Origin of the sequence: Bradyrhizobium cytisi (assembly GCF_008123515.1) — a bacterium.
In the GTDB taxonomy this organism is placed as follows: Bacteria; Pseudomonadota; Alphaproteobacteria; order Rhizobiales; family Xanthobacteraceae; genus Bradyrhizobium; species Bradyrhizobium cytisi.
Genome location: NZ_VSSR01000013.1, coordinates 184,045 through 199,761, shown reverse-complemented (window position 1 = coordinate 199,761; position 15,717 = coordinate 184,045). Strand labels below are relative to the sequence as shown.

At 64.4% G+C, this 15,717-nt stretch carries 18 protein-coding genes; 11 read left to right on the top strand and 7 right to left on the bottom strand.

The window, feature by feature from the left end:
- Window positions 1–63: 63 nt before the first annotated feature.
- Window positions 64–1,275 carry a cytochrome c gene (locus tag FXB38_RS08205; RefSeq protein ID WP_148750375.1) on the top strand — a complete coding sequence of 404 codons (1,212 nt, stop codon included), beginning with the start codon at window positions 64–66 and terminating at the stop codon, window positions 1,273–1,275.
- A 116-nt stretch (window positions 1,276–1,391) separates the two neighbouring features.
- On the opposite strand, the gene FXB38_RS08200 is transcribed toward FXB38_RS08205, so the two are convergent.
- A complete protein-coding gene (locus tag FXB38_RS08200; protein WP_148750374.1) occupies window positions 1,392–2,033 on the bottom strand; it encodes a trimeric intracellular cation channel family protein in 642 nt (213 codons plus the stop codon).
- A 165-nt stretch (window positions 2,034–2,198) separates the two neighbouring features.
- Here FXB38_RS08200 and FXB38_RS08195 point away from each other — a divergent pair, with 165 nt between their 5' ends.
- Complete coding sequence (locus FXB38_RS08195) at window positions 2,199–2,591, top strand: hypothetical protein (RefSeq protein WP_148750373.1); 393 nt, start codon at window positions 2,199–2,201, stop codon at window positions 2,589–2,591.
- Between the two features lie 164 nt (window positions 2,592–2,755).
- Here FXB38_RS08195 and FXB38_RS08190 read toward each other — a convergent pair whose 3' ends face one another.
- Genes FXB38_RS08190 through FXB38_RS08180 form a run of 3 tightly spaced genes read right to left on the bottom strand, consistent with a single transcriptional unit; the run spans window position 2,756 to window position 4,300 of the window.
- Window positions 2,756–3,565 carry an isocitrate lyase/PEP mutase family protein gene (locus FXB38_RS08190; RefSeq protein ID WP_148750372.1) on the bottom strand — a complete coding sequence of 270 codons (810 nt, stop codon included), beginning with the start codon at window positions 3,563–3,565 and terminating at the stop codon, window positions 2,756–2,758.
- Window positions 3,566–3,616: 51 nt separating this feature from the next.
- Entirely contained in the window at window positions 3,617–3,967 is a 351-nt protein-coding gene (locus FXB38_RS08185; protein ID WP_148750371.1) for an antibiotic biosynthesis monooxygenase family protein, read from the bottom strand.
- Window positions 3,968–3,991: 24 nt separating this feature from the next.
- Complete coding sequence (locus FXB38_RS08180) at window positions 3,992–4,300, bottom strand: NIPSNAP family protein (protein WP_148750370.1); 309 nt, start codon at window positions 4,298–4,300, stop codon at window positions 3,992–3,994.
- 167 nt (window positions 4,301–4,467) lie between these two features.
- Between FXB38_RS08180 and FXB38_RS08175 the strand changes: the two genes are divergently transcribed.
- From FXB38_RS08175 to FXB38_RS08165, 3 genes are all read left to right on the top strand, one after another.
- The gene (locus tag FXB38_RS08175) at window positions 4,468–5,166 is read left to right on the top strand and encodes an ArsR/SmtB family transcription factor (RefSeq protein ID WP_187434741.1); all 699 of its coding nucleotides are present in this window, start codon (window positions 4,468–4,470) and stop codon (window positions 5,164–5,166) included.
- A gap of 106 nt (window positions 5,167–5,272) precedes the next feature.
- The gene (locus tag FXB38_RS08170; RefSeq protein ID WP_148750368.1) at window positions 5,273–6,280 is read left to right on the top strand and encodes an alpha/beta fold hydrolase; all 1,008 of its coding nucleotides are present in this window, start codon (window positions 5,273–5,275) and stop codon (window positions 6,278–6,280) included.
- A gap of 209 nt (window positions 6,281–6,489) precedes the next feature.
- Window positions 6,490–6,735: a GCG_CRPN prefix-to-repeats domain-containing protein gene (locus tag FXB38_RS08165; protein ID WP_128966804.1), complete on the top strand. Its 246-nt coding sequence runs from the start codon at window positions 6,490–6,492 to the stop codon at window positions 6,733–6,735.
- A gap of 135 nt (window positions 6,736–6,870) precedes the next feature.
- Here the strand turns inward: FXB38_RS08165 and FXB38_RS08160 are convergent, their stop codons facing one another.
- Window positions 6,871–7,164 carry a twin-arginine translocation signal domain-containing protein gene (locus tag FXB38_RS08160; protein ID WP_148750435.1) on the bottom strand — a complete coding sequence of 98 codons (294 nt, stop codon included), beginning with the start codon at window positions 7,162–7,164 and terminating at the stop codon, window positions 6,871–6,873.
- A 341-nt stretch (window positions 7,165–7,505) separates the two neighbouring features.
- Between FXB38_RS08160 and FXB38_RS08155 the strand changes: the two genes are divergently transcribed.
- Window positions 7,506–9,464: an alpha/beta hydrolase domain-containing protein gene (locus tag FXB38_RS08155; protein WP_148750367.1), complete on the top strand. Its 1,959-nt coding sequence runs from the start codon at window positions 7,506–7,508 to the stop codon at window positions 9,462–9,464.
- 198 nt (window positions 9,465–9,662) lie between these two features.
- Window positions 9,663–10,322, top strand: coding sequence for a glutathione S-transferase family protein (locus tag FXB38_RS08150; RefSeq protein ID WP_148750366.1), 660 nt, complete (start codon window positions 9,663–9,665; stop codon window positions 10,320–10,322).
- Window positions 10,323–10,573: 251 nt separating this feature from the next.
- On the opposite strand, the gene FXB38_RS08140 is transcribed toward FXB38_RS08150, so the two are convergent.
- Both FXB38_RS08140 and FXB38_RS08135 read right to left on the bottom strand, forming a co-directional pair.
- Window positions 10,574–10,921, bottom strand: coding sequence for a hypothetical protein (locus FXB38_RS08140; RefSeq protein ID WP_148750365.1), 348 nt, complete (start codon window positions 10,919–10,921; stop codon window positions 10,574–10,576).
- A 103-nt stretch (window positions 10,922–11,024) separates the two neighbouring features.
- On the bottom strand, window positions 11,025–12,557 hold the full coding sequence (locus tag FXB38_RS08135) for an acyl-CoA carboxylase subunit beta (protein ID WP_148750364.1): 1,533 nt from the start codon (window positions 12,555–12,557) through the stop codon (window positions 11,025–11,027).
- A gap of 149 nt (window positions 12,558–12,706) precedes the next feature.
- Between FXB38_RS08135 and FXB38_RS08130 the strand changes: the two genes are divergently transcribed.
- From FXB38_RS08130 to FXB38_RS08115, 4 genes are all read left to right on the top strand, one after another.
- Window positions 12,707–13,111, top strand: a complete 405-nt coding sequence (locus FXB38_RS08130; protein ID WP_148750363.1) for a DUF4260 domain-containing protein — start codon at window positions 12,707–12,709, stop codon at window positions 13,109–13,111.
- Between the two features lie 163 nt (window positions 13,112–13,274).
- Complete coding sequence (locus FXB38_RS08125; RefSeq protein ID WP_187434748.1) at window positions 13,275–13,871, top strand: hypothetical protein; 597 nt, start codon at window positions 13,275–13,277, stop codon at window positions 13,869–13,871.
- Window positions 13,872–13,942: 71 nt separating this feature from the next.
- Window positions 13,943–14,935: a dienelactone hydrolase family protein gene (locus tag FXB38_RS08120; protein WP_148750361.1), complete on the top strand. Its 993-nt coding sequence runs from the start codon at window positions 13,943–13,945 to the stop codon at window positions 14,933–14,935.
- Window positions 14,936–15,214: 279 nt separating this feature from the next.
- Window positions 15,215–15,574, top strand: a complete 360-nt coding sequence (locus tag FXB38_RS08115; RefSeq protein ID WP_246229735.1) for a hypothetical protein — start codon at window positions 15,215–15,217, stop codon at window positions 15,572–15,574.
- Window positions 15,575–15,717 lie beyond the last annotated feature (143 nt).

Genomic DNA, 15,717 nt, shown 5'->3' with positions numbered 1-15,717 from the left:
CGAAACGACGTGCCGCCCGTATGATGCGAATGGGCTGATGAGTCGCAGCAAGAAGGGTCGACGATGCGGAGGATTCTGGTTGGCCTGGTCTTGTGCAGTGCGGTTGCGGGTGCAGCCGTTGCCGCTGAGCCATCGCCCGAGCTGATCGCCTACGGCAAGACATTGGTCGAGGCCGGCAACTGCGCCGGCTGTCACACCGCCGATCCCACCAAGCCGTTTGCGGGCGGCAAGCGCATCGACACGCCTTTCGGCGCGATCTATGCGCCGAACCTGACGCCGGACCGCGACACCGGGATCGGCGCCTGGCAGGATGCCGATTTCACCCGCGCCGTGCGCTACGGCTTCGCGCCGGACGGCTCGCTTTACTACCCGGCCTTCCCCTACCCCTACTTCACCCGGATGACCAAGGACGATACGCTGGCGATCCGGGCCTATCTCGGCACCCTCGCGCCGGTCGCCAGCCGCAACAAGCCGCCGGAGCTGCGCTGGCCGTTCGGCTATCGCGGCTTGATGCGGGCCTGGAATTTGCTGTTCTTCACACCCGGCCTGTTCGAACCCGACCAAAGCAAGAGCGCTATGTGGAACAGGGGCGGCTATCTCGTCACCGGGCTTGGCCATTGCGGCGCCTGCCACACGCCGAAGAACTATTTTGGCGCCGACAAGACCGTGCAGGCGCTGGCGGGCAGCGAGCTCGGCGGCTGGTACGCGCCGCGCCTCGATGGCGCCTCCCGCACCGGCCTGCAATCGTGGAGTGCGGACGACATCACCGAATATCTGCAGAGCGGCCGCAATGCGAGGAGCCACGCCGACGGGCCGATGGCGGAAGTGATCGTCAATTCGACCTCGAAGATGAGCGATGCCGATGTCCGCGCCATGGCAGCGTATCTGAAGGACCTGCCGCCGGTACGCCGCGAGCCGAAGGTGACGCCGCCGGATGAGGCCGAGATGAAAGCCGGTCAGGCCGTCTACGCAAAACTCTGCATCGCCTGCCATGAAGCCGACGGCTCCGGCGCGCCGCGGATCTACCCGCCGCTGCCGGGCAATGCGCTGCTGCAATCGATCAACCCGTCCTCCACCCTGCGCATCATCCTCGACGGCGCCCACACCGTGACAACGCCGCGGGCGCCGAACACCGGCGAGATGCCAGGCTACGCCAGGCAATTGTCCGACGACGAGATCGCGGCGGTGACGAACTACATCCGCAATTCCTGGGGCAATGCCGGCCCGCTGGTGACGCCCGCACAAGTGGCCAAGGCACGCGGACAGCAGCCGTAGCTCTCCTCCGTCATTGCGAGCGCAGCGAAGCAATCCAGAATCTTTGCGCGGCGGCGGTCTGGATTGCTTCGCTGCGCTCGCAATGACGACGTGGATGGAGAGGGGCGACGTCAGCCTCACTCCTCATCGCCCGTGAACGCGAATTTCGGCATATCCCATTTGTAGCGCACCGCGAGCAGGCGAAAGCTGATGCCGAGCACGAAGGTCAAAATGGTCCAGAGCTCGGCGTTGAGATTGAGGCCGAAAGCGGTGGCATAGAACAGCCCCGTCACCACCGAGACGCTGGCGTAGAGCTCCGAGCGGAACAGCAGCGGCACGTCATTGCAGAGCACGTCGCGCAACACCCCGCCGGCGCAGCCCGTCACCATGCCGGAGACGATGACGATCGGCAGCGAAGCATCGATCTGCCAGGCGATGTCGCAGCCGGTCATGGTGAAGACGACGAGGCCGATGGCATCGAGCACGATGAAGGCGAGCTTCAGCCGGTGCACGAGCCGGGCGAACAGGATGGTGAGGAAGGCGGCGCTGCCGGCCAGCGCGAGATAGATCGGGTTTTGCACCCAGGCCAGCGGATAATGCCCGAGAAAGAGATCGCGCAGCGTGCCGCCACCGAGCGCGGTGATGCAGCCGAGGAAGCAGACACCTAACCAATCCATGCTGCGGCGGCCAGCCGAGAGTGCAGCCGTCATGGCCTGCGCGGCGACCGCGACCAAGGAGAGGAAATGCAGCACGCTATCGCTCGGCGGCAGGCTCCACATCGCTTTGTTCCCTCAGTCCCGCAGTGGAACCTATGTCGGGGTTCCCGGATGAACAGGTTCCCGATTCCCGATGCGAGGCAACATACGACGAAAGCATAAAGGGACGCGGAACAGAATCTCGCATCTCCGGGTTGTCTCGCCGCAATAATCGAGGAGACCCAATCGATGGCTGACGACCGTTTTCCCAACGATCCGTATCGCCCGAACTTCGCCGACGATGAGTATCTTCGCGCGGCACGCCGGGACGCCGACCTGCAGGCCGATCCCGAGCTTGGCGAGGGCCCCGCCTCCAGCGGCAAGGTTGCCCTGTTTGCCGTGGCCGTCGCCTTGATACTGGGCGCCGTGTTCTACGGGCTGAATAATACCAGCACCAGTAACCAGGCGAGTAACGCGCCGGCAAACCAGACCGCACAGCAGGCGCCGCCAACCAACCCGGCTGCGCCTCCTGGCATGCGTGACGCGACCCCGCGCAACAACACTGCGCCGGGCGTGACCACCGGTGCGGCGCCAAGCAAGCCGGCCCCGGATACTCAGGCACCGTCGGACGGCGCCAAGTAATGCACCACTGTCATCGCCCGGCTTGACCGGGCGATCCAGGTACTCCGAGACGGCAGCGATTGATCGATAGGCCTCGGCTTACTGGATGCCCCGCCTTCGCGGGCATGACGTCGAGCGGACGCAAGAGCGGCGGGACACAACATCCCGCCGCTGTTTGTTTCTACCTAGCTGAACATCTTGTTCAGCTCGCCGCCGGGATAACCGGTTGCGAGCTCGGCAAACGTCCCCTTCTCCGCCATCTCCTTTGCGGCGCGCATGAACCCGCCCCAGGCGGCGCGGGCGAGCGAGCCGCCGACGCTGATGCGCCGGACGCCGAGATCCTCGGCTTCCTGCAACGACAGGCCGGAGCCGCCGATCAGCAGGTTGAAAGGTTTTGGTGCGACAGCCTTCACCACTGCGGCGATGTCCTCGCGCGTCTTCAAGCCCGGCGCGTAAAGACAGTCGGCACCGGCATCGGCATAGGCCGTGAGTCGATCGATGACGAGCTTGAGATCGGTCACGCCCCATAAGAACGCTTCGCAACGGCCGACCAGCAGCGTGCCGCTGTCGCCGATTGCCTTGCGCGAAGCCTTGATACGCTCGATCGCAAGTGCGCGATCATAGATCGGCTTGTCCTTGTCGCCGGTGGAATCCTCGATCGACAGGCCCGCGACACCGGTGCGCACGCCGCGCGCGACATTGTCCGCGACCTTGTCCGGCTCGACCGCAAAACCGCCCTCGAAATCCGCATTCACGGGAATGTCGACCGAGGAACTCAATGCCGCCAGATGTTGACAGACGTCCTCGACGTTGACGCGATTGTCGGCCTTGCCGATGGTCCAGGCAAAGCCTGCACTCGACGACGCGATTGCCTTGAAACCGAGATGCTGCAACGCCTTGGCGCCGCCGACATCGACCGGATTTGGCAGGATGAAGCAGCCGCCCTCGTGCATCTTCCTGAACGTCGCGCGCTTGTCAGCAGTTGTCACATGCATGTTTCTCTCCCTTGTTGGCCGCGCAGAGATAGGCACACGCGCCCACGAGCGCTAGTGCGCGTCGTGCACGGCGCGGCTGTCCTTGGGTGCCTGCGCGCGATCATTCATGCCGTAGTCGCGGATGACGCTTGCGATGCGCAGATGATAGTCGGCAAAAATCTGCGCCCTGCCCTTGGCCTGCGTGCGCCGGTGCTCCATCGTGTTGCGCCAGGCCTGGACGGCGGCCTCATCCCGCCAGAATGACAGCGACAGGACCTTGCCTTGCTCGGTCAGGCTTTCGAAGCGCTCGACCGAGATGAAGCCGTCGATGGTTTGCAGGATCGGCTTCAGATCGGCCGCGAGGTCGAAGTAGTCCTGGCGATGTTCCGGCTTGGGCCAGACTTCGAAGATCACGGCGATCATGGGCGGCTCCTTATCGTTGATGGCCTACACTACCACCTTGCGCAGGAAGGTGCGCTCTTCCGCGAGGATGAATTTGTTGTCCTCGGCAAAATGGAAGTTCGCCATGCCATTGGCATCCTGCCGCAGCCGCGCACGATAGGCCTCATAAGCTGCGAGACTCTCGAAGCTGATCAGCGCGAACGCGATATTGTTGGTGCCCTCATGCGGCATGAAGTAGCCGATCAGGTCGCCGCCGCATTTCGGGATGATGGTGAGCCAGCGTTTCGAGTACTCCTCGAACTGCGCGCGCTTGAACGGATCGAGCTGGTAGCGGATGAAGACGGTGACGGACATGTGGGGCTCTCCTGATGTTTCCTCCGTCATTGCGAGCGCAGCGAAGCAATCCAGGAATCCCTCTGCAGGGACAGTCTGGATTGCTTCGTCGCTGCGCGCCTCGCAATGACGAGTTGGTGAAAAGCTACGCCCTTGCCCGACCGCAATGCTTCGGCTATCATCGAAGCATGAAATCAGGCCCCGACATCGCCATGGTCGCCGCGCTGGTTGGCGATCCCGCCCGCGCCAACATGCTCACGGCGCTGATGAACGGCCGCGCGCTCACCGCAAGCGAGCTCGCGCAGGAGGCCGGCATCACGCCGCAGACCGCGAGCTCGCATCTTTCAAAGCTCGAGGCCGGCAGGCTGGTCGAGCCGGAGAAGCAGGGCCGCCACCGTTACTACCGCCTCACCGACGACGACGTCGCCGGCGTGCTCGAAGGCCTTGCCGGCCTTGCCGCGCGCACCGGGCACATGCGCGTGCGCACCGGGCCGAAGGATCCGGCGCTGCGGCGCGCACGGATCTGCTACGACCATTTGGCCGGCGATCTCGGCGTGCAGATGCTAGATAGCCTGCGCACGCGAAACCTGGTCAAGCAGAAGAAGCAGGAGATCGAGCTGACCGCCGAGGGCGAGCGCTTCCTCGCCAAGAATTTGCAGATCTCGACCGATATGCTCAGCCATCCGCGCCGCCCGGTGTGCAAGGCCTGCCTCGACTGGAGCGAGCGGCGTCACCATCTCGCCGGCACACTAGGTGCCGCGATCATGCAGCGTTTCGCCGAGCTGAAATGGGCCGCGCGCGACGCCACGCCCGGCAGTCGCGTGGTGAATTTCACCCGCACCGGCGAGAAGCAGTTTGCGGCGCTGTTCGGCGGCGAGAAGGAGTGACCACGCACACAATTGCGTGTGAGCTTCCACTCTCATGATGGCCGGGCTTGACCCGGCCATGCACGCGCTTATGCGGATGGTCATTTCGTGACCGTCAGAGACCTCCATGATCCGCATCCTCCCGGCCGCCCTCGCCGCCACCCTGCTCGTTTTCCCATTCGCCGCCCGCGCGGCCGACACGCCCCAACGCGAGCCCTACGGCATCGCGCTCGAAGGCTTTGCCTATCCCTATCCCGTGCACGTGCTGCCGGTCGTCAATGACGGCGAGCAGCTCAGCATGGCCTATATGGACGTCGCGCCGGCGCAGCCGAACGGCCGCACTGTGGTGCTGCTGCACGGGCGCAATTTTCCGTCGAGCTATTGGGCGCCTGTCATCAAGATGCTCAACGAGGCCGGTTATCGCGTCGTGGTGCCGGACCAGGTCGGCTTCGGCAAATCATCCAAGCCTGTGGGCGAGCTGCATTTCGACACGCTGGCGCGCAACACCATTGCGCTGCTCGATCACTTGGAGATCAACAAGGCAGATGTCGTCGCGCATTCGCTCGGCGGCATGCTGGGCGTGCGCATCGCCCGCGCCTATCCTGATCGCGTCGCCCATCTGGTGCTGACCGCGCCGATCGGGCTGGAAGACTACCGCCTCTACGTGCCGCCGACGCCGACCGAGAAGATGATCGAGACCGAGGACAAGCTTACCGCCGACGGCTATCGAAAACAGCTCCAGACCAATTACGCGATCAAGCTGCCGGGCGATGCGATCACGCCGTTCATCGACGCCCGCTTCAATATCAAGGGCAGCCCGGATTATCCGCGCTGGCTGCGCGCCTTCGTCTCTTCGGGCCAGATGATCTATCGCGAGCCGGTCGCGCACGAGATTCCGCTGATTACCGAGCCGACGCTGTTCATCATGGGCACCGATGACCACAACGCACCGGGCCGGCCCAACGCACCGGAGGCGCTGCGGCCGAAGATGGGGCAGAACGCCGAGCTGGCAAAAGCGTTCGCGGCGAAGATGCCGAACGCGCGGGCTGAAGTCATTCCGGACACGGGCCACCTCGTCTTCCTGGAGGCGCCGGAGAAGTACCGGGAATTGGTGCTGGGCTTTCTCGGCCGCTAGCTAGCGCCAGTCATGTCGCGCAATGCCGTACGCAGCGAATGTTCATGCCGCATTCAGGTCATGATTGGCAGGTTTGGATCGCGCCGTGCCGACATGTCGCAAAAATTAACATGTCGAATCGTATCTTTTGATTCATTGTGCGCCACAAGCGCGCAAACCCTACAATCTACCCCCATAAACTTGCCCCGAAGGACGAGAAGGAAGATCAAATGAAATATCTGTTTGCCGCCGTGATGCTCGCCAGCGCGGTCGTCGGCTTCAGCGAGGCGGCCAGTGCCGCCGGTGGTTGCGGCCCAGGCTGGTACCGCGGTCCCTATGGCGGCTGCCGTCCGATGCGCGGCCCGGTCGTCGTGGCTCCCGGCCCGGTCGTGGTCGCTCCGCCGGTCGTCGTCGTGCGTCCGCGCGTGTGCCCCTATGGCTTCCGCTGGTACGCCGGTCGCTGCCGCCCATTCTGATCTCTCGCACTTGCGAAATGGCCGCGCGGCGAAAGCTGCGCGGCCTTTTTTGTTGAGAGGCTTGGCCCATAGCAATTCGCCCATAGCAAAAAAGGGATCGCAATCGCGATCCCCTTTTTCAGTCCAGGCGCGGCGTTACCAGCGACGCCAGTGGCGGCGGTGCCAGCGACGGCGCCAGCCCCAATGACGATGGCGCCAGCCCCAGTGCCGGTGATGCCAGTGGCCGTGGCCCCAGCGCACCTGCTCCGGCTTGAGTTGGGCTGCTTCCTCGCTGCTGGTGACGGCAGGATGAGCGTCCGGATTGCCTTGCGGCATGCGGGGATCACCGAGCATTTGGGGCGCCAATGGCGCCGCCTGTGCGGCGGCCGTGAACGTGGCGGCACCGGCCGCGACACTCAAAGCTAGCTTCAAAAAACTCCGGCGCTCCATGACATGTCCTCCGCTTGGTCGATCAAGTGATGCCAAGGAAGTGTCGGGCTCGCGACATGAACTGCTGCTGAATCGCGCGTTCAGGTTCATTGCAAAGGCGACGGGAGCGCGTCCTACTTCGCAAATTCCTGCGCCAGCACCGGCGTCTCGCGCGAGCGCTTCAATGTGGCGAAGACGGCGCGCTTGCTGGCATCGGCGACAATGGCGCGGACGACGAAGTCGGCGGCGGGCATCGGATTTCCTCCTGTTGTTTGGCCAGAGCATAGCTGGTTATAGTGCCGGCAACAAAAAGCCCGCGCGACGGAACATGAGGAGCGCGCGACATCGGGGAAGGACCGGCCATGCGCAGGATCATCACGGGCATCATCGCGATCGCCAGCGTCTTCCCCCTCGCTTCGCGCGCCGAGATCGTCCGCTTCGACATCACGGAACGCGTGCCCGCCTTCTCGGGGCGCAGCTTTGGCAGCGTCGGCACCTATGAGCGCATCACCGCGCGCGCGACCTTCGCGCTGAACCCGGCCGACGACCGCAATGCCGTCATCACCGATCTCGCACTCGCTCCGCGCAACGCCGACGGCAAGGTCGAGGCCACCGCCGACGTCGTGATCCTGCGTCCGACCGATCCGACCCACGGCAACGGCACGCTGCTGCTGGACGTGCCCAATCGCGGCAGAAAGCTCGCGCCGCAATTGTTCGACGATTCCGCCCAGCCCGGCGCCAATAATGCGGACAAGGCCGAGGATGCCGGCATCGGCTTCCTGCACCGGCAAGGTTACACGATGGTCTGGGTCGGCTGGCAGGGCGACATCCCCTCCAAGCCGGGACAACTTGCGATGGCCGCCCCGGCGCTCAAGGGCGTCACCGGCCCCGCGCGCGAAGAAGTCGTGTTCGACAACACGACCAGCCCGGTGCGCGCGACGCTGACCTGGCCCGCTGCGGATGCAGCCAATCTCAACGTCACCGTGCGTGCCGCCTGGGCCGATCCGTGGCAAACGCCGGCCGGCCTCTCCGCCAAGCTTGTTGATCCCTCGACGCTGGAGATCACCCGGCCCGACGGCTTTGACGCCGGCGCGCTCTACGAGATCACCTACACGGCGCGCGATCCGGTACCGCTCGGCATGGGCTATGCCGCCGTGCGCGACGTCGTCAGCTTCCTTCGCCACGACGAGACGCAGGCCAACCCGCTGCTCGACGGCCTGCATCCGTCGGTCAGCCGCGCCATCGGTTTTGGCGTCTCGCAATCCGGCCGCTTCCTGCGCGACTTCGTTTATCTCGGCTTCAACGAGGATCTCCAGGGGCGCATGGTGTTTGATGGACTGATGCCGCATGTCGCCGGCACGCGGCGGATGGCGACCAATGTCCGCTTCGGCCTGCCCGGCCGCAACCCGCGCCACATGCAAGACCCGGCGTGGCAGGCCGACCTCTTCCCCTTCACCTACGCAACACTGAGCGATCCTTATTCCGGCAAGACCGACGGCCTCTTGCGCCGCTGCTCGCTCTCGGCGACCTGCCCGAAGGTGATGCAGACCGACAGCGAGCACGAATGGTGGGCCTCGCACGCCTCGCTGCTGGTCACCGATCTCGCCGGCAATCACCTCGACCTCCCCGACAATGTCCGCGCCTACATGATATCAGGCACACCGCATTTCGCCGAAGCCGCCGATATCATGCGCAAAGGCCTGCCTGGGATGTCGCTGCCGCAAAACCCGATGCATGCGGGCATGCCGATGCGCGCGCTGCTCACCGACCTCAACGCATGGATCAGTGACAGCACAAAACCGCCCGCAAGCCGCGTCCCCATGCGCGCCCACGGCACGCTGGTAGCCGCGCAAGGCGCGGTGCCGACGGACATCCCCGGCCTGCCCTATGCCGGCATCCATACGCTGGCCGCCTTCTCCGACCAGAGCGTGCTGCCGCCGAAGGAGATCGGCCGCTATCCCGTGTTCGTGCCCAAGGCAGACGATGACGGCATGGCGATCGCGGGCATTCGCCAGCTCGCGCTCGCCGTACCGCGCGCGACCTACACCGCCTGGAATCCGCGCGCGACAGGATTCGGCCCAACCGCACTCTATCCATTGCAAGGCGCGGTGGTGCCGTTCGCACCGACCGAAGCGGCGCGCAAGGAAGTGCACGATCCCAGGCTGTCGATCGCGGAGCGCTATGCCGATGACGGCGCGTATGTGGCGGCGGTAAAGCGTGAGGCGGCAAGGCAGGTGGCGGAGCGGATATTGCTGCCGGAGGATGCGGAGCGTGCGGTGGAGGCCGCGAAGCAAGAGAAGCTGGCGAAGCTCGGGCAGTAAGCAAAGCCCAGTGCCCCCGTAGGGTGGGCAAAGCGGGAGCGTGCCCACCTCTTTTGACACCGGCCAACAGATGGTGGGCACGGCGCAGTTGCGCCTTTGCCCACCCTACCGGTCTTTGCCTGCGGAGAAAAACGGTCTCACGCTGTCGGAACGCGCCCGCTCCATCCGTCCTATGCCAAGACACCACGGAGACACGGCATGCCCGACCTCACCCTGACCACCTTCGACTGGGTTCCCGAACCCCCGCGCGGTTTCGTGCGCGATCTCCGCGTGCGCTGGGCCCTTGAAGAGGCCGATCTGCCCTATCGCGTCGCGAGCGTGCCGTTCGGCCCGCGCGATGCCGAGCACTTCGCGCACCAGCCGTTTGGCCAGGTGCCGTGGCTGACCGATGGCGACATCTCGATCTTCGAGAGCGGCGCGATCCTGCTGCATCTCGGCGAGCGCAGCGCCAAGCTGATGCCCACCGATCCTCGCGGTCGCAGCGAAGCGACGGAATGGCTGTTCGCAGCGCTCAACTCCGTGGAGATGGCAAGCCTGCCCTGGTCGCTTTTCAAGTTCACCGGCAACGACGATGGTTCGCCTGCCGTGAAGTTCTTCGACGACTTCCTGAGGGCCCACCGGCTCAAGCACCTCGAGCCGGTGCTTGCGGGCCGCGAGTGGCTGGCGGGGTCCTTCTCCGTCGCCGACATCCTGATGTCGGACGTGCTGCGCCTCGTCGATCGCTTCGACGGGCTCGCGGACAGCCCCGCCTGCCGCGCGTACGTGGCGCGAGCAACGGGCCGCCCCGCTTTCGCGAAGGCCCATGCGGATCAGATGGCGCATTTCGCTGCGGCAGACGAAAACCCAAGGCCTAGATAGGCAGCAGCCATTTCATCACGAACCGGCGATTGGCTATCCGCGGTGAAAAGATCGCGGATTTCTTGGATACGCTATATGTGAGGACGACTGGGAGCCGCGCAGTATTGTTCTGCTGAATTTCCGTCCTTTGCGGCATAGGAAGCGTTCTACAACGGCGACTCACCAGGGGCTGAAATCGATCCGAGACATTTGCAGCTCGGCCCGCCTGGTCGGTGTCGAGGGCCTCGGTTAGCCTGGCCCACAGCGGCGCCTCACATCAGCTTGAGCGGCGCGTCTTCGACCAGGCGAAGGTCGATCCTGGCGATCAATTGCGCACGAAGCGCTTCCGCGGCGTGGATAGCGTCATCCGTCTGCCGCAACGTGCTGACGTTCGAGCCGAGCGAGACGATGCCGCCCAGGATCAATGCGATCGATCCGAGCGCGGCGGTCTGACCAAATCCAAACAGCCCTAGGATCGTGATCAACAGCAGAGCCGCACCGCTGGCGATGGCGATCCTGGACGCCAGGATGTATTTCCGGCAGCGCTCCGCGATCTCGGCGAGTGCCTCGATCCGCGCTTCGATGTCGGAGATTTCGTCGGTCGGATCGTCTTCGGTCATTGGATCGAGCATGCCGATGGTAGGGCGGATTAGGCGCAGCCGTAATCCACCGCATTCAGATAAGTTGGCGGGTTACACTTCGCTAACTCGCCCTACGCTTCCCTCACAACGGCAAATTGTCGTGCTTCTTCGCCGGCGTCTCCACCTTCTTATCCCTGAGCATTGCCAACGCCCGCGCGATCCGCTTCCGGGTCGAGTGCGGCATGATGACGTCGTCGATGTAGCCGCGCTCGGCGGCGATGAAGGGTGACAGGAAGCGGTCTTCGTATTCCTTGGTGCGCGCGGCGATCTTGTCGGGGTCGCCGATGTCTGAGCGGAAGATGATCTCGACCGCGCCCTTGGCGCCCATCACCGCGATCTGGGCGGTCGGCCAGGCGTAGTTCATGTCGGCGCCGATTTCTTTGGAGGCCATGACGTCGAAGGCGCCGCCATAGGCCTTGCGGGTGATGATGGTGACCAGCGGCACGGTGCACTGCGAGTAGGCGAACAGCAGCTTGGCGCCGTGCTTGATCAGGCCGCCATATTCCTGGCTCGTACCCGGCAGAAAGCCCGGCACGTCGACGAAGGTGACGATCGGGATGTTGAAGGCGTCGCAGAAGCGAACGAAGCGCGCGGCCTTGCGCGAGGCATCGCTGTCGAGCACGCCGGCCAGCACCATCGGCTGATTGGCGACGAAGCCGACGGTGCGGCCTGCGATACGGCCGAAGCCGGTGACGATGTTCTTGGCAAAACTGTCCGCGATCTCGAAGAAGTCGCCCTCGTCCACGACCTTCAGGATCAACTCCTTCATGTCGTAGGGCTTGTTCGGATTGTCGGGGATCAGCGTATCGAGCGACATGTCGAGGCGGCCGATGTCGTCGAAGCTCGGCCATTCCGGCACACCGTCGGTGTTGTTGGATGGCAGGAAGTCGATCAGGCGGCGCATCTGCAGCAGCGTCTCGACGTCGTTCTCGAACGCGCCGTCCGCGATCGAGGAGCGCGTGGCGTGCACCGAGGCGCCGCCGAGCTCTTCCGCCGTGACGACCTCGTTGGTCACGGTCTTCACCACGTCGGGGCCGGTGACGAACATGTAGCTGGTGTTCTTCACCATGAAGATGAAGTCGGTCATCGCAGGCGAATAGACATCGCCGCCGGCGCAGGGGCCCATGATGACGGAGATCTGCGGGATCACGCCCGAGGCCAGCACGTTGCGGCGGAACACGTAGGAATAGCCGGCAAGCGCGGCGACGCCTTCCTGGATGCGCGCGCCACCCGCGTCATAGAGACCGATGATGGGCGCCCGCGCCTTCATCGCCATGTCCTGGAGTTTCGTGATCTTCAGCGCATGGGTCTCGGACAGCGAGCCGCCGAATACGGTGAAATCTTTCGCGAACACAAAAGTCTTGCGGCCGTTGACGGTGCCCCAGCCGGTGACGACGCCGTCGCCGGGGATCTTGTTCTTCTCCATGCCGAACTCGATGGAGCGGTGCTCGACGAACATGTCGAATTCCTCGAACGATCCCTTGTCGAGCAAGAGCTCGATGCGCTCGCGCGCGGTCAGCTTGCCGCGGGCATGCTGCGCCTCGATGCGCTTCTCGCCGCCGCCGAGCTTTGCGCCGGCACGACGGTCTTCAAGGGCGTCCAGGATATTCTTCATTTGCTCCCGCCAGTTCTTAGCCTAAATGCGATTGCCGGGGGTTCTAACACGGCATTTTGTAAGCCGGAAAGCGGCTTTCGGCGCCGCAGGGCTGCCTTGCCGCAGCGTGAAAGCGCAAGGAATTACAAAGTTTTGCCTGGGAGGCGACCATGGACGAGCAAGCTGCCGAGACCGGGGCTGCGACAGGCGGCGTCAACATCCTGCTCCGCGTGGAGGGGCTGACCCTGTTCGTAGGGATGGTGATGCTTTACGCGGTCTGGGGCGGCTCCTGGCTGGTCTTTGCCCTGCTGTTTTTCGTGCCAGATCTGAGCTTCCTGGCCTATCTGTCCGACGCCAGATTTGGCGCGCTGGTCTACAACGCCGCCCACAGCTACATGGCGCCGGTGACGCTGATGACGCTGGGCTTCGGCTTCGCCTCGCCCCTCACCTTGTCCATCGCCTTGATCTGGCTCGCCCATATCGGCATCGACCGGGCGCTGGGCTATGGCCTGAAATATTCGGCCGGCTTCGGCTTCACTCATCTCGGGCGGATCGGCCGGCAGAAAGACGCCTGAGGCTTGCGCGCTTTAGCGGCGGGATGGCCGCCATTTTGTCGCCGCTGGCCGGTTGACCGGGCCTGCCGATTCAGGCTTGCTCCCCTTTCGATCAGGCGCCGAATGTTGCGTGAGCTCAGTCGGTACGGCGGCGGTCATCACGTCCGGCTGCAAGCATCACCTCATGTCCGCCACGGTCGTTCCCCTGCTTCCGAACAGCGCGTCCGAGACCACCGGTTTCCTGCGGCGGATGGCCAGCATGGTGTCGGGGCGGAACGGCGAGATGCTGCTGCGCGCGGCAAGCCTGATCGAGTCGCTGGCGCAGCGGGCGATGACGGCTGAGCGGCTCTATCACCAGCAACAGGAAGAGAACACGCGCCATGCCGAGCTGCGCGAGGCCGCCGAGCTCGCCTCCGACGCCATGGTCAGCCAGATCGCCGCACTGCGGGCGCAGCTTGCCGAGGTGACCTCGGCCGCAGCCGCCGAGCGGGCCACGTTCGACGCCGAGCGCGGCAAGCTGCTCGGCCTGATGCAAAATGCGGAAAGCCATATTGGCAAGCTCTCGACCGAGCTCGACACGCTGCGCGCCTCCGTCGACAGCTTCAACGAGACCGCCGTTTCCGTGCCGATCGAGGTGCTGCGGCTGGCGCGCACCCAGTTCGACTATCTCTCCAGCGGCTTTGCGCGGAAGGGCGACGTGATCTCACAGGCGATGAGCGAGATCGGCGGCTTCGCCATCGACCAGGCGCTGACCGCGGAGAATACGGCCGACAAGACGTGAGGCGCCCGCGCGCAAATTGACAGCGCGCACTCCCGTTGATCTACTTCCCAAAGATCATAGGGGAGGATCCGATGCCGACAGCATTCCGCGTCGCTGCAGCGATCATTGCGCTCTGCGCTTCCACCGTGCTCGCCAGCGCTCAATCGCTTCCCAAGGAAGCTCCGGCCCGAACCGAGATATTCCCGATCCCGTCCCTCACCCTCTCCGACCAGCAATTCCTCAGCGGCGATGCCGCGGCCGGCAAGCCGGTCACGGTTGCGGGCGAATTTCGCGTCGCGCAAGGGTCAGGCAAGATGCCGGTCGTGGTGCTGATGCACGGCTCGAGCGGCGTCGGCGCCACCACCGAAGCCTGGGTGCACGAATTCAATGCCATGGGCATCTCGACCTTCGTGATCGATGGTTTCACCGGCCGCGGGTTGACGGTGACGGGGCCGAACCAAGCCTTGCTCGGCCGGCTCAATCTGATCATCGACATTTACAACTCGCTCGAGATCCTGGCGAAGCATCCCCGCGTCGATCCTGACCGCATCGTGCTGATGGGTTTTTCACGCGGAGGACAGGCGGCTCTGTATGCGAGCCTCGACCGCTTCAACAAGCTCTGGAACAAGTCCGGCGTGCAGTTCGCAGCCTACATTCCGTTCTATCCGGACTGCTCGACGACCTATCAGACCGACATCGAGGTCGCGGCGCGCCCGATCCGCATCTTCCACGGCACACCGGACGATTATAATCCCGTGAAGAGCTGCAAGGCCTTCGTCGAGCGGCTCAAGGCCGCCGGGCGCGATGTCGTGCTCACGGAATACCCCGACAGCGCGCACGGCTTTGACAGCGGCCTGCTCGGCGTCAACGCGGTTACGGTGTCGGCCAACGCGCAGACTGTGCGCAACTGCCATATCAAGGAAGGTGACGGCGGCGTGCTGATGAACGGCGATACCAACGCGCCCTTCACCTACAAGGACACTTGCGTCGAGCTCAACCCGCATGTCGGCGGCAACCCCACAACCGCCGCCGCGTCCCGCAAGGCGGTGGTCGATTTCCTCCAGGCGCTGTTCAAGCTGGGGTAGCCGGACGCCGGTCTTCCGACGTACGCAGGGGGAAGCCGGGCATCGACCGCGCGGTCAAATCGTCTCGCCATCCAGCCGGACTTCCGTGGAACTCCGAGAAACCGCTTCGGGTTCCGCGCGTTGAAACGATCATCAATCGAGACAGGAGATCCTGCGATGTCTGGGTCAACTATCGCACGAGCAGGGTTAGTTGTGGTGACGTTGTGCCTCCCCTTTGGTACGGCCAGCGCCGCATCCCCCTTCGCCGCCATGGCCGGCTCATGGTCTGGCAGTGGAGTATTGAGCACGACGGACGGCGGGCAGGAGCGGCTGCGCTGCCGCGCAACCTACAATGTCGCCAACGGCAGCGCCCAGCTTGGCCTCAATCTGAGATGCGCGAGCGAGAGCTACAATTTCGATCTCGCCGGTGACGTCGAGTATCAGGCCGGCGCCGTTTCCGGGTCGTGGCGCGAAGCCACCCGCAACGCATCCGGCACGATCTCGGGCCGTGCGAGCGGCGATCATGTCGACGCGGCCGCACGGGGCGATAACTTCTCCGCCAATCTGTCCCTGACAACGCGCGGCGGACGGCAAACTGTATCGATCCGTCCGCAGGGCACCAACGTCACGAACGTTTCGTTGGCGCTGGAACGGCGTTAGCCCAGCGCTGCCGCCGCTAAGCTAGATCGCGCCGATATCGGCAAGGCACGCTTGCGTCAGCGGCATGGTGGGCACAGCGCTACGCGCCTTTGCGCACCCCACTTCTGTTCAAGCTGGGATAGAGGCCACATGCTCCGTCATTG